Below are 14,973 nucleotides of genomic sequence, written 5' to 3' on the forward strand. Positions count from 1 at the left end.
ATGACCCTCAACGAAGCTCTCATCGAAGAGGCGGCCCTCGGCTGGTTCCAGGAGCTGGGCTACGCGGTGCTCCCTGGCCCCCAGCTGGCTCCCGGCGAATCGGCGGCGGAGCGGGAGTCGTTCAGCGATGTGGTGCTCGTGGGCCGGCTGCGCGAGGCCATCGGCCGCCTCAACTCCGCCATTCCCGAGGAGGCCCGGGAAGAGGCCCTGCGCAAACTGCTGCGCCTGGCCACACCCTCGTTGGTGCAGACCAACCGCGCCTTTCACCGCCTGCTGCGGGAGGGTGTGCCGGTGGAATACCCCCGGCCCGATGGCAGCATCGCCGGGGACCATGTGCGGCTGGTCGACTTCGCCGCCGTTGCGGCCAACGACTGGCTGGTGGTGAACCAATTCTCCGTCAGCGACGGCCAGCACAACCGCCGCCCCGACCTGGTGGTGTTCCTCAACGGTCTGCCCCTGGGCCTGATCGAGCTGAAGAACGCCGCCGCTGAAGGCACCACCATCTGGAGCGCCTACGCCCAGCTGCAAACCTACAAAGCCGAAATCCCCACGCTCCTTCAGTACAACGCTGCCCTGGTGGTGAGTGATGGGCTGCAGGCCCGCATCGGCTCGATCACCGCCAATCAGGAGTGGTTCAAGCTGTGGCGCAGCATCGATGGCGAGGCTGACGCCCCGGCCACGGCCCTGGAACTGGAAACGCTCATCCGTGGTGTGTGCGAGCCGCAGCGCTTCCTTGACCTGCTGCAGCACTTCATCGTTTTCGAGGAAGACCCCGACTCGGGCGCCCTGCACAAGATCATTGCCGGCTATCACCAGTTCCATGCCGTGAACGCGGCCGTGGAGGAAACCGTGCGTGCCAGCGGCCTGGGACCCGCCGCGCGTAGCCAAGGCGGCCGGCCGGGCGACCGCCGCGCCGGCGTGGTGTGGCACACCCAGGGCAGTGGCAAGAGCTTCTCGATGCTCTTCTATGCCGCCCGCATTGTGCGCCACCCGGCGATGCAGAACCCCACCCTGGTGGTGCTCACCGATCGCAACGATCTCGACGACCAGCTCTTCGGCCAGTTCCAGCGCTGCGCCGACATCCTCGGCCAGACGCCCGTGCAGGCCGCCAGCCGCGACCACCTGCGCGAACTGCTCAACCGGGCCAGTGGCGGCGTGGTGTTCACCACCATCCAGAAGTTCATGCCGGACAAGGGCGAAGCGATGCCCGAGCTGAGCGCCCGGCAGAACATCGTGGTGATTGCCGATGAAGCCCACCGCAGCCAGTACGGCTTCGGCGGCAAGCTGAACGCAAAGACCGGCGACATCTACTACGGCTTCGCCAGCAACCTGCGCGATGCCCTCCCCAATGCCTCCTTCATCGGCTTCACCGGCACGCCGATCGAGCAAACCGACGCCAACACCCGAGCCGTGTTCGGCGAGTACATCTCCATCTACGACATCCAGCGCGCCGTGGCTGACAAGGCCACCGTGCCGATCTACTACGAGAGCCGCATCTCGAAACTCTCCCTCAATGCCGCCGCCCTGCCCAGGCTCGACGCGGAGTTTGAGGAGATCACCGAAGGGGAGGAGCTCACCCAGAAGGAAAAGCTGAAAACCAAGTGGGCTGCTCTCGAAGCCCTGGTGGGCGATCCCAAACGCCTCGCCCTGGTGGCCGCCGACCTGGTGGCGCACCTCGAGAAACGGCTGGAGGCCATGGACGGCAAGGCGATGGTGGTGTGCATGAGCCGTCGCATCTGCGTGGACCTTTACAACGCCCTGATCCAGCTCCGGCCCGAGTGGGCGCACGACACCCTCAAGGTGGTGATGACCGGCAGCGCCGATGACGGCCCTGACTGGCAGCCCCACATCCGCAGCAAGGAAGCGCGCCGCCAGCTGGCCAACCGCTTCAAGGACGCCGCCGACCCCTTCAAGATCGTGATCGTGCGTGACATGTGGCTCACCGGCTTCGATGCCCCCTGTCTGCACACCATGTACGTCGACAAGCCGATGCAAGGCCACGGCCTCATGCAGGCCATCGCCCGCGTCAACCGGGTGTTCCGCGACAAGCCGGGCGGCTTGGTGGTGGATTATCTCGGCCTCGCCGATCAGCTCAAGCGGGCCCTGGCCACCTACACCGAAAGCGGCGGCCAGGGCGACCCCACCTTCGACACCGCCCAGGCCATCGCCGTGATGCTCGAAAAGCACGGCGTCGCCACCGATCTCCTGCATGGTTTCGACTGGTCGGCCTGGACCAGCGGCACCCCCAGCGAGCGCCTGCAGCTCCTTCCCGCTGGCCAGGAGTTCATCCTCCAGCAGGAGAACGGCAAGCAGCGCTGGTTGCAGGTGGTGGCCGAACTTTCCCGTGCCTTCGCGCTCTGCGCCGCCAGCGACGAGGCCACCGCCATCCGCGACGATGTGAGTTTCTTCCAGGCCCTGCATGCCGCCCTCTCCAAGCAATCCAGCAGCACCAGCAAAACGCCCGAGCAGATCGACGTCGCCATCCGCCAGCTGGTGAGCCAGGCCATCACCACCGATGGCCAGGTGATCGATGTGTTCACCGCCGCCGGCCTGCCCAAGCCAGACATCTCGATCCTCAGCGACCAGTTCCTCGCCGAGGTGCGCGGCCTCAAGCACAAGAACGTTGCCGCCGAACTGCTCGAGAAATTGCTCAAGGATGAACTCAAGGTGCGCTCCAAGCGCAATCTCGTGCAGAGCCAGGTGTTCTCCGAAAAGCTCAAGGCCACCCTCAACGCCTACCACAACCGCGCCATCACCACCGCCCAGGTGATTGAGGAGCTGATTTCCCTCGCCAAAGAGCTCGATGCCGCCACCAAACGCGGTGAATCCCTCGGGCTCAGCGACGACGAAGTCGCCTTCTACGACGCCCTCGCCACCAACGACAGCGCCATGCAGGCCATGGGCGATGCCAAGCTCAAAGTGATCGCCGCCGAACTGATCACGCAGGTGAAGAAGAGCGTGTCGATCGACTGGACCCTACGCGAAGGTGCCCGCGCCAAGATCCGCGTGATGGTGAAACGCATCCTCAATAAATATGGCTACCCCCCGGATCTCCAGGCAGAGGCCATAAAAACCGTGCTGGCGCAGGCGGAGCTGCTCTGCGCCCACTGGGTGTAATCCAGGGCGGCCACAGCTCTTGAGGCACCGGTGGCACTGGCCTGTGCAGCCGCCCCAATGCCTTGGCAACTCGCGCCGTCTACTCCTTCACCGGCTTTCCTGGTGATCTGGAGCGCCATCTCTACCTCCACCACGACGGGTACCCCACCGGCGCCGCCTGGCGCTTTGCGACAGCCCTTCGCGAAGCTGCTGACGCCTCCAGCTTCCTCGCCTCTTTTCTGAGGACCCAGCACCAAGCGGAACCTCTGGCCAGCCCAGAGCAGGCCGTCGATGCTGGGTATCGCTACCGGGTGCAGCTACACCCGGGCAGCGATCCCCGTCTCCAGGTGCAGTGCTGGCGTCGGATTCCAGGCGGAGGCAGCTGGATCTCCCGCTGCGGGCCCATGCCCCTGGCGACCTTTATCCAGCGCTTCCTGCCCGGTGATCAGCTTTGACCCGGCCAAGCGTCTGCGAACCCTGGAGCAGCGTGGCCTGGACTTCCTCGATGCGGAGGACGTCTTCGCTGGCCCCACGATCGAATTCCCCGATTGCAGGCGAGACTATTCTCTGAAGTCAGAATCGTCTGTTTGGGAGTGCTTCGAGGCCGCGCCGTTATCGTGGTCTACACAGAGCGCAACGGCACTAGGCACATCATCTCCATGCGAAAGGCCAATGAGCGAGAACAACGTCGTTTTCTCCAACACCTCTACTGACGGCGAGATCCACTCTGATCTGCGGCGTGTGGATGACCATGTCATCCAACCTGAAGAGTATGAGGAAATCCCTGAAATCATGGAGGATGATCTTGCGCACGCCGTGATCAAGCGTCCTGGCCAGCCGGATCAGCCTTTCCTGAAGGCACAAGCCCACGAATCCTGAACGAATCGACCTCAGTACCTCAGCGCTTCTCGGTGAGCACTCAGAAAGGCCTCCTGCTCGCGGCTGAACGGCCGGATCAGATTCGCCCCCTCGATACCCCAGCACCGCAAGGCCTCCCCAGCTGCCTCGTGCTGCCAGATCAGCTCGCCGCCTGAATCGAAGCTGATCCAATGGCGATCAAACAGCTTGTCCACATGGGGGGAAAGCAGCAGGCCATTGGCGCCGCTCAGCCGTTCGCTGTTGTCGCAATCGCGCCAGGGCTTGATGTGGCTGGCCACCAGAAACTCCTGCCTCGCCAGGCCCGTGACCCGGCAGGCCGGCTCCAGCTCCGACACCCGATGGCGAAACAACCCCTGCCCCAGCCGCGCCTTGGTGAGCGCATCGCGTTCCGTGCTGCTGGGCACCTCCCGCAACCGCTGCATGTCATCGAGCAGCGCGGCGGTGTACTCCCCCTCCTCCGCCAGCACCACCAGGTGCACCCGCACCGCCGGATCGGCGTGCTCCTCGATCAACTGGAGCAACAGCAGCCCCAGGCTTTCGTTCAGCCCTGCCAGGTACACCCCCTGGTTGCCCCGGCCCGTGCTGGTGCTAATCGGGCTGTGGCGTTCGGGAAGCAGCGGTTGCAGCAGCTCAAAGAACGTCTGCGGCACCAGGGCCTGGCGCAGCGGCTGCCAGTTCACCCGCACCAGCCAGCCCTCCTGGCTCCAGTTCTCCCCCGCTGAGCCGAACTCCGGCGGCTTGGTGGCCGTGATCGCCGCCGTTTCCACCAGGCCCAGCTGGCTGATCCGCCCATTGGCATAGCTGAACACCACATCCCCCCGCTGGCAGCGGCTGAGGTTGTCGTAGGTCACGTTCCGGGCGCCGTTGGCATTGGCCTTCGGCGACCAGATGTAGCCGCCGTCGGTCTCCTGCCGGTAGGTCTGTTTGTGGTTCACCCACCAGTAGGAGGGCACGGATCCGGCCCGTACTTGTGACTTTGTAGCCGAGGTGAGGCTGGCTGTCTTCAGTAGGACCGTCTCGACGGGATCACCCCCCGCACCCCACCCCGTGGCTGCTGACAATCCCCCTCCCGCCTCGGGATCAGATGCCAGTGCGCATGGAACACCGTCTGCCCCGCCGCTTCGCCTGAGTTCAGCCTGCCCCGCCGCTTCGCCTGAGTTCAGGCCCACGTTCCAGCCGCTGATCGTGGCTTCCTGGGCGCTCAGCTGCTCCCGCCGCAGCTTCAGCAGCGCCACCACGGCGTTCCACTCCGGCTGGTGCAGCTCCAGCCCGTCGGCCACCTGCCGACGCGGGATCACCAGGCTGTGCCCCTCGCTCACCGGGTAGGCGTCGGCGATGCAGAGCGCCAGCTCGTTCTCCAGCAGCACCCGGCCGCTGCCCTCCAGCGCGCAGAACACACAACCCGCTTCGCGGTGGCCGTAACTGGCCTGCACACCGCGGAAGTCGGTGCGATCGGTGTCGCGTTTACCGGCGTTGCAGCGGAAGCAGAGGGCCTGCAGGTTGGTGATGGCGTCGGAGCCGCCCTGGTTCTTGGGGATGATGTGGTCCACCTCCAAGGCCCGCTGGTGCTCGTGAGCGCCGCAGCACTCGCAGCGGCCCCGGGCGCGGGTGAGCACTCTGTACTTCACCGAGCCGCTGATCGGGGTGCGGTGGCGGCTGCGGTGGGCAAACACCTCTTCGCCGCGCTGCTCGTGGAAGGCATCAAGGCGCTGGCGGCACAGCTGCTGCAGCGCGTCGCGCTCGGCGTCACTGAGTTCATCGCCGCCGATCAGGGTGTAAGTGCCATTGCCGTACTGCGTGATGCCGTTGCCGGTGAGCACCTTGCCCACCATCCGTTTCACCCGTTCCGTGTAGTAGTCGATCTGGGTCACGTCTTCGCCCAGGATTCGCCGGGCCACGTCCTGCGCTGGGGCGGGGCTGTGGCGGCCCAGCAGTTCCATGAGCATCAGCGGTTGGTAGATGTGGCTCATGCGCATCTGCTTGGCGATGTAGTCGCGCAGGCGAAGGAAGGCAGCGGAGGGGCTGTTGGCCATGGAGGGATGGTGGCGGCTGCCGGCCACCAGGGCCAGGTTTGGTTTTGGGTGGCCCGTCAGGCAGGCGACTCTGCTGGCTTCCCCTCTGGCGTGGGCATGCGGCGGCTGCAGCCAACCCGGCTCAGGGAGCTGGTGTGCCACCCCAGCTCCGTTCATCCGCGGGACCGATGGGCAGGCCACGGCAACGCCTGGGCCTCACCCGGCGGGGGAACGGACAAGAGGATTTGCTCCACCCCCTTGGCCACCTTCGCTGCCGTGGTCCGACAGGGACCAAAGCCGTTGTGTGACGACGCCTCCGTCAGGAGGCTGGCCGCGTGCCGCTTCCGGGGTGATGTTCAGGCCGGCTGAAGCACAGGAGAAATCGGAAGCAGGGTCTCGATCGTGCTGCTGTCGCTGATCTGGGAGTAGTGCTCCAGCGTCACACCCACCGGCTTGCCAAGCTCATCAAAGTCCACGATCACGTTGTCGCTCACCGCCTCTGAGCGGCTGCTCGCCCGGTCGGCCAGCTCGATGTAGAGGGTGTCGGTATCGGGGAAGTAGCGGATCTTCATGGCTCAGGACGCTCAGCAGGTGGGGAGGTCTTGGACCGGTTTCGGGCCTTGAGGAAGCCCCGATCAAAAAAGGCGTTGTGCACGGTCTCTCTGTCCTCAAGGGTAATGACCCTGAGCGCACGGTTCTGTACCTCCGGCACCAGGCCCCACAAGGCGTAGCGACCGTCGGCCTGCCTGCGTTGTTCGAGCGGTTCGGCCATCACCCGCTGGATCCACTCCTCCTCAATCCCTGGGTGCTTCTGGACCACCACATCACGGAAGTAGGCCGTTGTCTTCACGCACCCAGCACCTCGTTGGCATCAAGGCCCGGGTCGCCGTCTGCCAGGAACCGCCCCAGCCGATGATCGATCAGCTCGCGATCGGATTCTGTGAGTTCCGGGCCGATCTGCTCGTCAGCGATGGAATCCCACAGGGTATGGACCAACTCAAGCCGTTGAGCCAGAGGCAGGGTCAACAGGTCTTTCACAACATGCCACTCCGGCCAGGCAGGAAACCATCGAATCCCAAATTAGCGATGGTGCTTGGCAGCAGCCGGGATCAGCGCGGGCATGGGTGAACACCCGGACTTTCTCGCCGCGCTGCTCGCGGAAGGCATCGAGGCGTTGACGGCACAGCTGCAGCAGCTCGTCGCGCTCGCTGTCGCTCAGCTCAACTGCTTCACAGTCTTCGGCTAGTGCATCAGCGGTTGGTCGATGGGGCTCATGCGCATCCGCTCGGCGATGAACTCGCGCAGGCGCTGGTCGGTGGGGGGCGCGGGCGAGCTTGCCGTGCTGGTGTCAGAGTGGGTTTGACGTGTTGTAAGCCATGGTCAGCTCCGATCCAGGTCTCCAGCGGCTCCGTCAGGAGGCTGGCCGTGTGCCGCTTCGGTCTCGGATCATTCGTGCAGTGGCCAGCTCCACAGCCATCGAAACGGGCTAGTCCATCGCCTTAATTGAAGGCCAGCTTGCGGCTCGGCGAACCCCTCCTAATCACCCCCACCAGGCAACACCAGCCTGAACAGCTGCTGCATCGGAGCGTTGTTCAACACAGCCCCGGCACGGATGGCGGCGAAATGGGGATCAAGGGGTGTGCGTTTGTTGAGCTGTTCGCGTTGAAAGGCCTCCAGAAGATCGGGCAGGAGATGGGCACTTGCAAAGGCAAAGTTCCCTTTGCTCAGGTTGAACTGGCGCACCTTTCCTGCCCATGGATAGACAGCCTCCAGCCAGCGCCGGTGCCATTCGATCACTTCCGCGACAGTGAGACGATGAGGTTCATCCCCGTTGATGAATATCCCCTCATAGAGCTGAAGCAGCAGATCCTGTTCCAGTGACCCCATGACCCCTGGATCTGTGATTCCCAATCGGTTACGCAGAACCAAGCCGTTCGAGCCAGGCTCACATTCAGCGGCCGATCCAGAAACGGTGTACCGGTTCATCGGCAGGCGATCCGTAGAAGGCCTTCCGGCTCAGACAGCACCATCCAGCAACCGCCCCTCCCGGAACGCCCTGCCGATCACGTGAGTGCGCCACTGGCGGCGTTCCTCGCACTCCCGCTCGGAGTACAGCAGCAGATCCAGCGACACATCCGCTCGCGCCAGCAGCTAGCCAGGCATCCGGGGCCGTGATCAGCAGATCGATGTCCGACTCAGGGCCAGCGGTGCCCCGGGCCCTGGAGCCGTAGCCGCAGGCTTCTCCGCAGGAGTACAGGCGCACCTCCGAGCCAGGGATCACGCCATGGATCACAGCCGCCATCTCCTGCAGGCGGCTGTCGATCGGTAGCGCAACTGGAGTGTTCATGCCCTGCATTCTGATTCCACTCGCTCGGCGTCGCTCAGCTCGTCGCCGCCGATCAGGCTGTAGGCGCCGTTGCCGTAGGCGGTGATGCCGTTGCCGTAGGCGGTGAGGCCGTTGCCGGTGAGCACCCTGCCCACCATCCGCTTCCCAGGATCCGCCGGGCCACGTCCTGCGCGGGGGCGGGGGCATGGGGGCATCCTGGCTGGGGTGTGACGGGGGTGGCACTTGTGGAGGAGAAGCCCCGGCGATCAACCTGGCCCAGGAATGCTCCCCCATGCAGACCACGCGATCGTTGACGATGCCAAGGTCTGCGACTACCTGCTCTCAGACATGCATCCAGTCGGTCGCTTCAAGGCCAGGGTATTTCGTTCACTCGGCTACACCGTTGAATACTGGATACGACTTCGTGATGATCTGCTCCACCATGGGCAGACTGGGACGGTTCAGCGGATCGAGATGAGCGCCTATGGGATGAAAGTTGTCATCAGTGCTACGTTGAAAGGCCCCAACGGTGCATCCAGACCATTCAGAACGGTCTGGCTGATCTCTGATCATTCCAGGCAGCCAAGGCTCGTCACCGCATTTCCGGAGTAAGTCATGTTTGCCTTGCACCAGACAGTTGCTCTCACCCAGGACATTCCCGAGACTGGTCTTCAGTCGGGCGATCTCGGTGCTGTTGTTGCCATTCACGATCCTGAAACCTATGAGGTTGAGTTCGTCGCCGCATCAGGACGCACGCAATCTCTCCTGATGCTTTCCTCAGCCAGCCTCCGAGCGATTGGTGATCAGGATCTGATCGCTGTGCGTTCGCTCGCCACGGCCAAGCATTGAGTTTCGGACGTGCTCATCGACCCTAAGCATCCGCTCGGCGATGGGCTCTCCATGCTGTGGGTTTGATCTGCACCCGGCCGCTGCCCTCCAGCGCGCAGAACATGCAGCCCGCTTCGCGGTGGCCGTAGCTGGCCTGCACACCGCGGAAGTCGGTGCAGTCGGTGTCGCGCTTGCCGGCGTTGCAGCGGAAACAGAGCGCCTGCAAGTGGCTGATGGCGTCGGAGCCGCCGTGGTTTTTCGGGACGATGTGGTCCACCTCCAGGGCCCGCTGGTGCTCGTGCGCGCCGCCCAATTCGCAGCGGCCCCGGGCACGGGTGAGAACCCTGTATTTCACCGAGCCGCTGATCGGCGTGCAGTGGCGGCTCGGTGGGCGAACACCTCCTCGCCGCGCTGCTCGCGGGAGGCGTCGAGGCGCTGGCGGCACAGCTGCTGCAGCGCGTCGCGCTCGGCGTCGCTCAGCTCGTCGCCGCCGATCAGGCTGTAGGCGCCGTTGCCGTAGGCGGTGATGCCGTTGCCGGTGAGCACCATGCCCACCATCCGCTGCCCAGGATCCGCCGGGCCACGTCCTGCGCTGGGGCCGGGCTGTGGCGGCCCAGCTGTTCCATGAGCATCAGCGGTTGGTCGATGTGGCTCATGCGCATCTGCTTGGCGATGGTGTGCCTCAGGCGCTCGTAGGTGGGGGAGGGGTGCTAGGGCATGGGGGCATCCTGGCTGGGGTGTGACGGGGGGTGGCACCTGTGGGGCAGAAGCCCTGCGGCGATGCCATGCCCTTTGTCACCCCTTCGGAAAGACTTGGCGAGTTGCCTACGATGAATCCACTGAAGGCAGCAGAGACTGTGCGTACGTTCTCCGCCGTGATCGAGCGCTGCGCGGACACGGGCCTGCTTGTGGGCTACGTCCCTGGCTTCCCCGGCGCTCACAGCCAGGGGGAGACCCTTGATGAGCTGCAGGCCAACCTCCAGGAGGTGATCACCATGCTCTTGGAGGACGGCGAGCCGGCCCTGGGGAGCGACTTCGTGGGCCTGCAGCAGATCGTGGTGCCGGCCTGAACGTGGGCTCAACCCCCGTCCTCAAGTTCTCTGAGGTGGCGGACATCCTTCGGAAACTGGGCTTCGATGTGGTTCGTCAGCGCGGCTCCCATCTGCAGTTTCGTGATCCTCGCGGACGCTGCACCACAGTTCCAGTTCACAAGGGACGTGATATCTCTCCTCCGCTGCTTCGTCAGATCGCCAAGGACATCGGCATGACCCTGGAGGAGTTCCTCAGCCACCGCTGAGCACCGAATCGTTGATGTGGCGCAGGCGACGCAGTTGGTGGGTGAGTGGTGATCTCAGGCGAGTTGCAGCAACCAGGCTTTGAGGGCCTTCTCCAGACACTGCTGCGCGGCCCAACCCCAGCTGGCTTGCTCCACCTCTGGATCCAGCAGGCGGCGGGCCATCCTGAGGTCGCGGCGTGCGATGCGCAGCAGCCGCAGCGCTTCAGGCCTGGCCATCGAGCAGAACGCCCTCCCGCATGGCCTCGTACACCAGGGAGCCTGGCTCCTTGGCTCGGCGGGCCACTTCGCTGCTCGAGTGGAGCACCAGGTCGACCGACAGATCCGGCTGGGCCACGGCACCCCAGAGGTCAGCGAGCAGCCCAAAGCGGTCGCGTTGCGCCAGCCAGGCATCAGGCACGGTGATCAGCAGGTCCACATCGGAGTCGGCCCGGCCATCTCCGCGGGCCCTCGATCCAAACAGACGCACATCAGCAGCAGGGATCAGCTGGCGAATGCCGGCAACCATGCCCGCCAGCCTCGGCTCGATCGGTTTGGAGGCTGTCGTGGAAGTCATGGATCCATTCTGATGGCCACTGGGTTCGCCCGGAAGCAGGCTCACCATCGCTGCGGTCTGGATGAAGGCGCGCAGGCGCCCGTAGGTGGCGGAGGCATAGGCATCCTCGCTGGGGTGAGACGGGGGGTGGCACTGGTGGAGGGGAAGCCCTTGCGTGCGTCGTTTGTACTAACGTTGTCGAGCTACTCAAGGTGGAGACGGTTCGCCATGGCTGCCATCGGAGCTTCGCCTCCTGCGCGCTCAGCCCGGCTCGGCCTGCGCGCCACGCCGGAGCAGGAAGCCGTGCTGCGCCGTGCCGCCGAGGCGACCCACAAGTCGCTCACCGACTTCATCCTCGACAGTGCCTGTCTCGCTGCCGAGCAGACGCTCCTTGATCAGCGCCTGTTCATGGTCTCGGCCTCCCAGGCCCAGGCCCTGATGGATCTGCTGGACCGCCCCGAACAGGCCAACGAGGGTCTCCGTGATCTGTTCGCCAGGCAGGCACCCTGGGACGCCCAGTGACCTGGCGGCCGCCGGAGCCGCTGGCCGTCCAGCACCAGCTGGAAGGCTTTGACTGCGGCAGGCCCACACTGAATCACTGGCTACTGCACCACGCCCGCCAGGCGCAGACCAGTGGCTCGGCCAGAACGTTCGTCGTTGCCGACGAGGCGAATCGCGTCGCCGGCTATTTCAGCCTCACCGTGGGCCAGGTCGACACGGTGGAGGCCCCAGAGCGCATCCGTCAGGGCATGGGGCGATTTCCGCTGCCCGTGGTCATCCTGGCCAGGCTCGCCGTGTCACGGGAGAACCATGGACGAGGCCTCGGTGTCGGGATGCTTCAGGACGCGATCCGTCGGACGCTGGTGATCGCCGAGCAGGCCGGAATTCGGGCGATCCTGACCCATCCCATCGACGAAGACGCGGCACGCTTCTACACCCGGTTCGGATTCACCGCATCGCCACTGCGCCAGCAGCAGCTGCTCCTGCTGCTCAAGGACGCGAGGAAGATCCTCCGGTGAGCATGGGGGCATCCGGCTGGGTGAGACGTAGGTGGCATTTGTAAGAGGAGGAACACAGGCAAGTCAGGCCGCCATGTCAGCGCGTGATCGCCGTTGCCCGGCCCCACTGCCTGGCGTGCCTACGTCCAGCGGGGGTATCGTCAAAGGGCGGCGGGCGATCACTGCCGACACCGATCTGCGCCTGTGCCGTTTCTTCGGTCTGAGTGATGGTTTCTGGCTGCGGATGCAAGGGAGCCATGACCTGAAGCTGGCCAAGCAGGTTCTGGCGAATGTGTTGCCGGCGATCGAGCCAATCCAGCCAATGGCTTGAGCAGGGTTGGCGGCTCGGTGCCAGCTGATGCCGCCCTCTGCGTCGCTCAGCTGCTCGCCGCCCACCAGGGCGACGGTGCCCTTCTCGCAGTGGGTGATGGCGTTGCCGGTGAGCACCTTGCCCACCATGCGCGTCCCAGGATCCGGTGGGGGCCACGTCCTGCGCTGGGGCGGGGCTGGCTGTTGCCTGGCAAATCTGTGGCCCAGCAGTTCCATCAGCATCAGCGGTTGGTCGATGGGGCTCATGCGCATCCGCTTGGCGATGGTGTGCCGCAGGCGAAGGAAGGCAGCGGAGGGGCTGGAGGCCATGGAGTGATGCTGGCGGCTGTCGGGCGAGCGGGCCAGGTTTGGTTTTGGGCGGCCTGTCAGGCAGGTGCCCCTGCTGGGATCCCTTCTGGCGTGGGGGTGCTGAGGCTGCAGCAGGTCGGCTAGGTAGGGGTGTCGTGTCCATCGCCCTCGGCGGGGATGCAGTCCAGAATGGGACCATGGCTGTCCCGTCGAACCAGGAAACTTCCCTTTCCCAGCGGCTCCGGGCCGCCCGCGAGGAGGTGCTTGCCGTGGCTCACCTCCATGGGGCCCGCAACCTGCGGATCTATGGCTCGGTGGCCCGCGGCCAGGATCGGCCCGGCAGCGACCTTGACCTTCTCGTGGATCTGGAGCGGGGCTGTTCCCTGCTGGAGGTGATCGCTCTTCGGCAGGAGCTGGAAGCTCTGTTGAATTGCCAGGTGGATCTGGCGGAAGCAGCGCAGTTGCATCCATTGATCCGTGATCAGGTCATCGCGCAAGCAACGGCGTTGTGAGCAAGGATCTCCTTTACCTCACCAGCATTGGCGAAGCCCTTGAGCGCATCACTCTCTACACCATGGAAGGCCGCGCAGCTTTTCTTGCTTCCACGCTTCTGCAGGATGGAGTGATACGCAATCTGATCGTGATCGGCGAGGCCGTGAAGAATCTGTCGGCCGACCTTCGCGAGTCCGAAACGACTACTCCTTGGAAGTCCATCGCCGGCATGCGGGACGTTCTTATTCATGATTATCTGCGTGTGAATCTGGAGCAGGTCTGGGAAACCGTGGCGCGTGACCTACCACCCCTCGGTCTCACCGTTCGCTCACTGATTGAACGGCAAAGGAACGATTGATCTGCAAAGCGAGCATCGTCTGCTGCCCAAGAGACCCACCATGAACCCCCTGGATTACCAGAAGCGGGTGATCCTGCCGCTGCCCGTCCCTGGCCTGCAGGTAGTTGGTGCGGCCCTCTCGCCTTGGCCATCACCATCGCGCTTGCCGGCGTTGCAGCGAAAGCAGAGCGCCAGCAGGTTGCTGATGTCGTCTGGGCCGCCGTGGTTCCACCGCTGCGCGGAAGGCTTCGCCTACGGGATGATGTGGTCCACCTCCAGGGCCCGCTGGTGCTCGTGCGCGCCGCAGCACTCGCAGCGGCCTCGGGCGCATCGGTGAACCCGGTACTTCACCGAGCCGCTGATCGGGGTGCGGTGGCGGCTGCGGTGGCCGAAGCCGCAGGCTTCTCAACAAACAAACAAGTCATCACTTCGCCGCGCTGCTCGCGGAAGGCATCGAGGCGCTGGCGGCACAGCTGCTGCAGCTGGTCGCGCTCGGCGTCGCTCAGTTCGTCGCCGCCGATCAGGCTGTAGGCGCCGTTGCCGTAGGCGGTGATGCCGTTGCCGGAGAGCACCTTGCCCACCATCCGCTGCCCAGGATTCGCCGGGCCACGTCCTGCGCTGGGGCGGGGCTGGCTGTTGCCTGGCAAATCAGTGGCCGAGCAGTTCCAGCAGCATCAGAGGCTGATCGATGGGGCTCATGCGCATCCGCTCGGCGATGAACGCGCGCAGGCGAAGGAAGACAGCAGAGCGGCTGGAGGCCATGGAGTGATGCTGGCGGCTGCCGGGCGACCGGGGCAGGTTTGGTTTTTGGCGGCCCGTCAGGTTGGCACCCCTGCTGGGATCCCTTCTGGTGTGCCACCCCAGCCGCCTGAGGCGTCTATACCTCTGTCTATACGCCTGATGTCCATGGCCGCCACCCCTTCGCGCCAGGCCCTGCGCCGCTGGGGCAACAGCCTTGGCATTCGCCTGCCTGCAGCCATCGCCCGGGAGGCTCGGCTGCAGGAAGATCAGGCCGTGGAACTCTCCGTCGTGGAAGGTAGGGTGCTGATCCGGCCGGTTCAGCCTCGCCTGTCTCTGGCCGAACGGCTGGCGGCCTACGAGCCCATGCCTGGCGAACCCACGGAGGCCATGGCCTTCCCTCCGGACGGGGCTGAGGTCGTCGAGTGAACCCCCGCCGAGGGGGCCAGGCGTGGGTGCCCGATCGCGGTGACGTGATCTGGATCGATCACCACCCTTTTGCGGTGCTGTCCACCGCCTCCTTTCACGCCACCGTGGGCCTGGTGGTGGGCTGTGCGATGACCTCAGCTCCCTACAACAGTGGTTCCACCTTTGCTGTGGATCTGGGCCCGATCCACGATCGTCCGGGCGCTCACAGCTATGTGCTGTGCCAGCAACTCAAATCCTTCGACTGGCGCGCCAGGGGCGCTCGCCTCCATCCACTCGGGCGACTGAACGACTCCCAACTGGAGGAGGTGATGGCGATTGTGGGGCAGATCCTTGGCTTGGTGGTGTGAGTCAGGGGCCTTCAGGTGAAACCCCTGGGCGCGAGGTCTCCCGG

At 64.9% G+C, this 14,973-nt stretch carries 28 protein-coding genes and 3 pseudogenes; 16 read left to right on the plus strand and 15 right to left on the minus strand.

Annotated features, from left to right (window positions below; genetic code table 11):
- The 4 genes from WH5701_RS13600 (at position 1) to WH5701_RS13610 (ending at position 3,975) form a co-directional block, all read left to right on the plus strand.
- Positions 1-3,117, plus strand: a complete 3,117-nt coding sequence (locus WH5701_RS13600; RefSeq protein WP_006173061.1) for a type I restriction endonuclease subunit R — start codon at positions 1-3, stop codon at positions 3,115-3,117.
- 62 nt (positions 3,118-3,179) lie between these two features.
- Positions 3,180-3,551 (plus strand): hypothetical protein, encoded by a 372-nt coding sequence (locus tag WH5701_RS13605; RefSeq protein ID WP_006173062.1) that lies wholly within the window; start codon positions 3,180-3,182, stop codon positions 3,549-3,551.
- Positions 3,552-3,713: 162 nt separating this feature from the next.
- Positions 3,714-3,809: a BrnT family toxin gene (locus tag WH5701_RS18490; RefSeq protein WP_232201918.1), complete on the plus strand. Its 96-nt coding sequence runs from the start codon at positions 3,714-3,716 to the stop codon at positions 3,807-3,809.
- Positions 3,769-3,975 carry a hypothetical protein gene (locus WH5701_RS13610; RefSeq protein WP_006173063.1) on the plus strand — a complete coding sequence of 69 codons (207 nt, stop codon included), beginning with the start codon at positions 3,769-3,771 and terminating at the stop codon, positions 3,973-3,975. The genes WH5701_RS18490 and WH5701_RS13610 overlap by 41 nt, the downstream gene beginning before the upstream one ends.
- Before the next feature lie 11 nt (positions 3,976-3,986).
- Here the strand turns inward: WH5701_RS13610 and WH5701_RS18830 are convergent, their stop codons facing one another.
- The 6 genes and pseudogenes from WH5701_RS18830 to WH5701_RS13635 form a co-directional block, all read right to left on the minus strand.
- Positions 3,987-4,397: an HNH endonuclease gene (locus tag WH5701_RS18830; protein WP_369791641.1), complete on the minus strand. Its 411-nt coding sequence runs from the start codon at positions 4,395-4,397 to the stop codon at positions 3,987-3,989.
- A 581-nt stretch (positions 4,398-4,978) separates the two neighbouring features.
- On the minus strand, positions 4,979-5,080 hold the full coding sequence (locus tag WH5701_RS18835) for a hypothetical protein (RefSeq protein ID WP_369791642.1): 102 nt from the start codon (positions 5,078-5,080) through the stop codon (positions 4,979-4,981).
- Between the two features lie 91 nt (positions 5,081-5,171).
- Positions 5,172-6,164 (minus strand): annotated as a pseudogene (locus tag WH5701_RS18840) (HNH endonuclease); the annotation flags it as partial.
- A gap of 179 nt (positions 6,165-6,343) precedes the next feature.
- Entirely contained in the window at positions 6,344-6,559 is a 216-nt protein-coding gene (locus tag WH5701_RS13625; protein ID WP_006173065.1) for a DUF2283 domain-containing protein, read from the minus strand.
- A complete protein-coding gene (locus tag WH5701_RS13630; protein WP_006173066.1) occupies positions 6,556-6,837 on the minus strand; it encodes a hypothetical protein in 282 nt (93 codons plus the stop codon). Before WH5701_RS13630 ends, WH5701_RS13625 begins: the two co-directional genes overlap by 4 nt.
- A complete protein-coding gene (locus tag WH5701_RS13635) occupies positions 6,834-7,013 on the minus strand; it encodes an addiction module protein (RefSeq protein WP_198005208.1) in 180 nt (59 codons plus the stop codon). The genes WH5701_RS13630 and WH5701_RS13635 overlap by 4 nt, the downstream gene beginning before the upstream one ends.
- A 67-nt stretch (positions 7,014-7,080) precedes the next feature.
- On the opposite strand from WH5701_RS13635, the gene WH5701_RS17775 reads away from it, so the two are divergent.
- A complete protein-coding gene (locus tag WH5701_RS17775; RefSeq protein WP_156776758.1) occupies positions 7,081-7,233 on the plus strand; it encodes a hypothetical protein in 153 nt (50 codons plus the stop codon).
- A 290-nt stretch (positions 7,234-7,523) separates the two neighbouring features.
- On the opposite strand, the gene WH5701_RS13640 is transcribed toward WH5701_RS17775, so the two are convergent.
- The 3 genes and pseudogenes from WH5701_RS13640 to WH5701_RS17780 all read right to left on the minus strand — a co-directional run bounded on the left by WH5701_RS13640 (position 7,524) and on the right by WH5701_RS17780 (position 8,471).
- The gene (locus WH5701_RS13640; protein ID WP_006173070.1) at positions 7,524-7,874 is read right to left on the minus strand and encodes a Fic family protein; all 351 of its coding nucleotides are present in this window, start codon (positions 7,872-7,874) and stop codon (positions 7,524-7,526) included.
- 310 nt (positions 7,875-8,184) lie between these two features.
- Positions 8,185-8,343, minus strand: a pseudogene (locus tag WH5701_RS18495) (hypothetical protein); the annotation flags it as partial.
- Positions 8,331-8,471: a hypothetical protein gene (locus WH5701_RS17780; RefSeq protein ID WP_006173072.1), complete on the minus strand. Its 141-nt coding sequence runs from the start codon at positions 8,469-8,471 to the stop codon at positions 8,331-8,333. The gene WH5701_RS17780 and the pseudogene WH5701_RS18495, both read right to left, overlap by 13 nt.
- Before the next feature lie 124 nt (positions 8,472-8,595).
- Between WH5701_RS17780 and WH5701_RS18845 the strand changes: the two genes are divergently transcribed.
- Positions 8,596-8,925, plus strand: coding sequence for a DUF6883 domain-containing protein (locus tag WH5701_RS18845; protein ID WP_006173073.1), 330 nt, complete (start codon positions 8,596-8,598; stop codon positions 8,923-8,925).
- Between the two features lie 3 nt (positions 8,926-8,928).
- Complete coding sequence (locus WH5701_RS13650; protein ID WP_006173074.1) at positions 8,929-9,162, plus strand: DUF4926 domain-containing protein; 234 nt, start codon at positions 8,929-8,931, stop codon at positions 9,160-9,162.
- Positions 9,163-9,184: 22 nt separating this feature from the next.
- Here the strand turns inward: WH5701_RS13650 and WH5701_RS15860 are convergent, their stop codons facing one another.
- A complete protein-coding gene (locus tag WH5701_RS15860) occupies positions 9,185-9,496 on the minus strand; it encodes an HNH endonuclease (RefSeq protein ID WP_006173075.1) in 312 nt (103 codons plus the stop codon).
- Positions 9,493-9,699 carry a hypothetical protein gene (locus WH5701_RS15865; RefSeq protein WP_006173076.1) on the minus strand — a complete coding sequence of 69 codons (207 nt, stop codon included), beginning with the start codon at positions 9,697-9,699 and terminating at the stop codon, positions 9,493-9,495. The genes WH5701_RS15860 and WH5701_RS15865 overlap by 4 nt, the downstream gene beginning before the upstream one ends.
- Before the next feature lie 272 nt (positions 9,700-9,971).
- Here WH5701_RS15865 and WH5701_RS13660 point away from each other — a divergent pair, with 272 nt between their 5' ends.
- Both WH5701_RS13660 and WH5701_RS13665 read left to right on the plus strand, forming a co-directional pair.
- Complete coding sequence (locus WH5701_RS13660) at positions 9,972-10,211, plus strand: type II toxin-antitoxin system HicB family antitoxin (RefSeq protein WP_083781911.1); 240 nt, start codon at positions 9,972-9,974, stop codon at positions 10,209-10,211.
- A gap of 35 nt (positions 10,212-10,246) precedes the next feature.
- A complete protein-coding gene (locus WH5701_RS13665; protein WP_232201922.1) occupies positions 10,247-10,438 on the plus strand; it encodes a type II toxin-antitoxin system HicA family toxin in 192 nt (63 codons plus the stop codon).
- Between the two features lie 54 nt (positions 10,439-10,492).
- Here WH5701_RS13665 and WH5701_RS18095 read toward each other — a convergent pair whose 3' ends face one another.
- Both WH5701_RS18095 and WH5701_RS13670 read right to left on the minus strand, forming a co-directional pair.
- A complete protein-coding gene (locus tag WH5701_RS18095) occupies positions 10,493-10,654 on the minus strand; it encodes a HEPN domain-containing protein (protein WP_006173079.1) in 162 nt (53 codons plus the stop codon).
- Complete coding sequence (locus tag WH5701_RS13670; protein WP_037981552.1) at positions 10,641-10,991, minus strand: nucleotidyltransferase domain-containing protein; 351 nt, start codon at positions 10,989-10,991, stop codon at positions 10,641-10,643. The genes WH5701_RS18095 and WH5701_RS13670 overlap by 14 nt, the downstream gene beginning before the upstream one ends.
- A 207-nt stretch (positions 10,992-11,198) precedes the next feature.
- Here WH5701_RS13670 and WH5701_RS13675 point away from each other — a divergent pair, with 207 nt between their 5' ends.
- From WH5701_RS13675 to WH5701_RS13700, 5 genes are all read left to right on the plus strand, one after another.
- A complete protein-coding gene (locus WH5701_RS13675) occupies positions 11,199-11,492 on the plus strand; it encodes a DUF1778 domain-containing protein (protein ID WP_006173081.1) in 294 nt (97 codons plus the stop codon).
- On the plus strand, positions 11,489-11,989 hold the full coding sequence (locus tag WH5701_RS13680; protein ID WP_006173082.1) for a GNAT family N-acetyltransferase: 501 nt from the start codon (positions 11,489-11,491) through the stop codon (positions 11,987-11,989). Before WH5701_RS13675 ends, WH5701_RS13680 begins: the two co-directional genes overlap by 4 nt.
- Positions 11,990-12,062: 73 nt before the next feature.
- Positions 12,063-12,299: a HigA family addiction module antitoxin gene (locus tag WH5701_RS13685; protein WP_156776759.1), complete on the plus strand. Its 237-nt coding sequence runs from the start codon at positions 12,063-12,065 to the stop codon at positions 12,297-12,299.
- 484 nt (positions 12,300-12,783) lie between these two features.
- A complete protein-coding gene (locus WH5701_RS13695; protein ID WP_006173085.1) occupies positions 12,784-13,098 on the plus strand; it encodes a nucleotidyltransferase family protein in 315 nt (104 codons plus the stop codon).
- Positions 13,095-13,436, plus strand: a complete 342-nt coding sequence (locus WH5701_RS13700; protein WP_006173086.1) for a DUF86 domain-containing protein — start codon at positions 13,095-13,097, stop codon at positions 13,434-13,436. Before WH5701_RS13695 ends, WH5701_RS13700 begins: the two co-directional genes overlap by 4 nt.
- A 54-nt stretch (positions 13,437-13,490) precedes the next feature.
- Here WH5701_RS13700 and WH5701_RS18850 read toward each other — a convergent pair.
- Both WH5701_RS18850 and WH5701_RS13705 read right to left on the minus strand, forming a co-directional pair.
- Positions 13,491-13,637, minus strand: a pseudogene (locus WH5701_RS18850) (HNH endonuclease); the annotation flags it as partial.
- Positions 13,638-13,762: 125 nt separating this feature from the next.
- Complete coding sequence (locus tag WH5701_RS13705; protein WP_006173087.1) at positions 13,763-14,062, minus strand: hypothetical protein; 300 nt, start codon at positions 14,060-14,062, stop codon at positions 13,763-13,765.
- 259 nt (positions 14,063-14,321) lie between these two features.
- On the opposite strand from WH5701_RS13705, the gene WH5701_RS13710 reads away from it, so the two are divergent.
- Both WH5701_RS13710 and WH5701_RS13715 read left to right on the plus strand, forming a co-directional pair.
- Positions 14,322-14,582, plus strand: coding sequence for an AbrB/MazE/SpoVT family DNA-binding domain-containing protein (locus WH5701_RS13710; protein WP_037981559.1), 261 nt, complete (start codon positions 14,322-14,324; stop codon positions 14,580-14,582).
- On the plus strand, positions 14,579-14,929 hold the full coding sequence (locus tag WH5701_RS13715; RefSeq protein ID WP_006173090.1) for a type II toxin-antitoxin system PemK/MazF family toxin: 351 nt from the start codon (positions 14,579-14,581) through the stop codon (positions 14,927-14,929). The genes WH5701_RS13710 and WH5701_RS13715 overlap by 4 nt, the downstream gene beginning before the upstream one ends.
- Positions 14,930-14,973: the final 44 nt, after the last annotated feature.

Source organism: Synechococcus sp. WH 5701 (assembly GCF_000153045.1).
GTDB lineage: Bacteria > Cyanobacteriota > Cyanobacteriia > PCC-6307 > Cyanobiaceae > Regnicoccus_A > Regnicoccus_A antarcticus.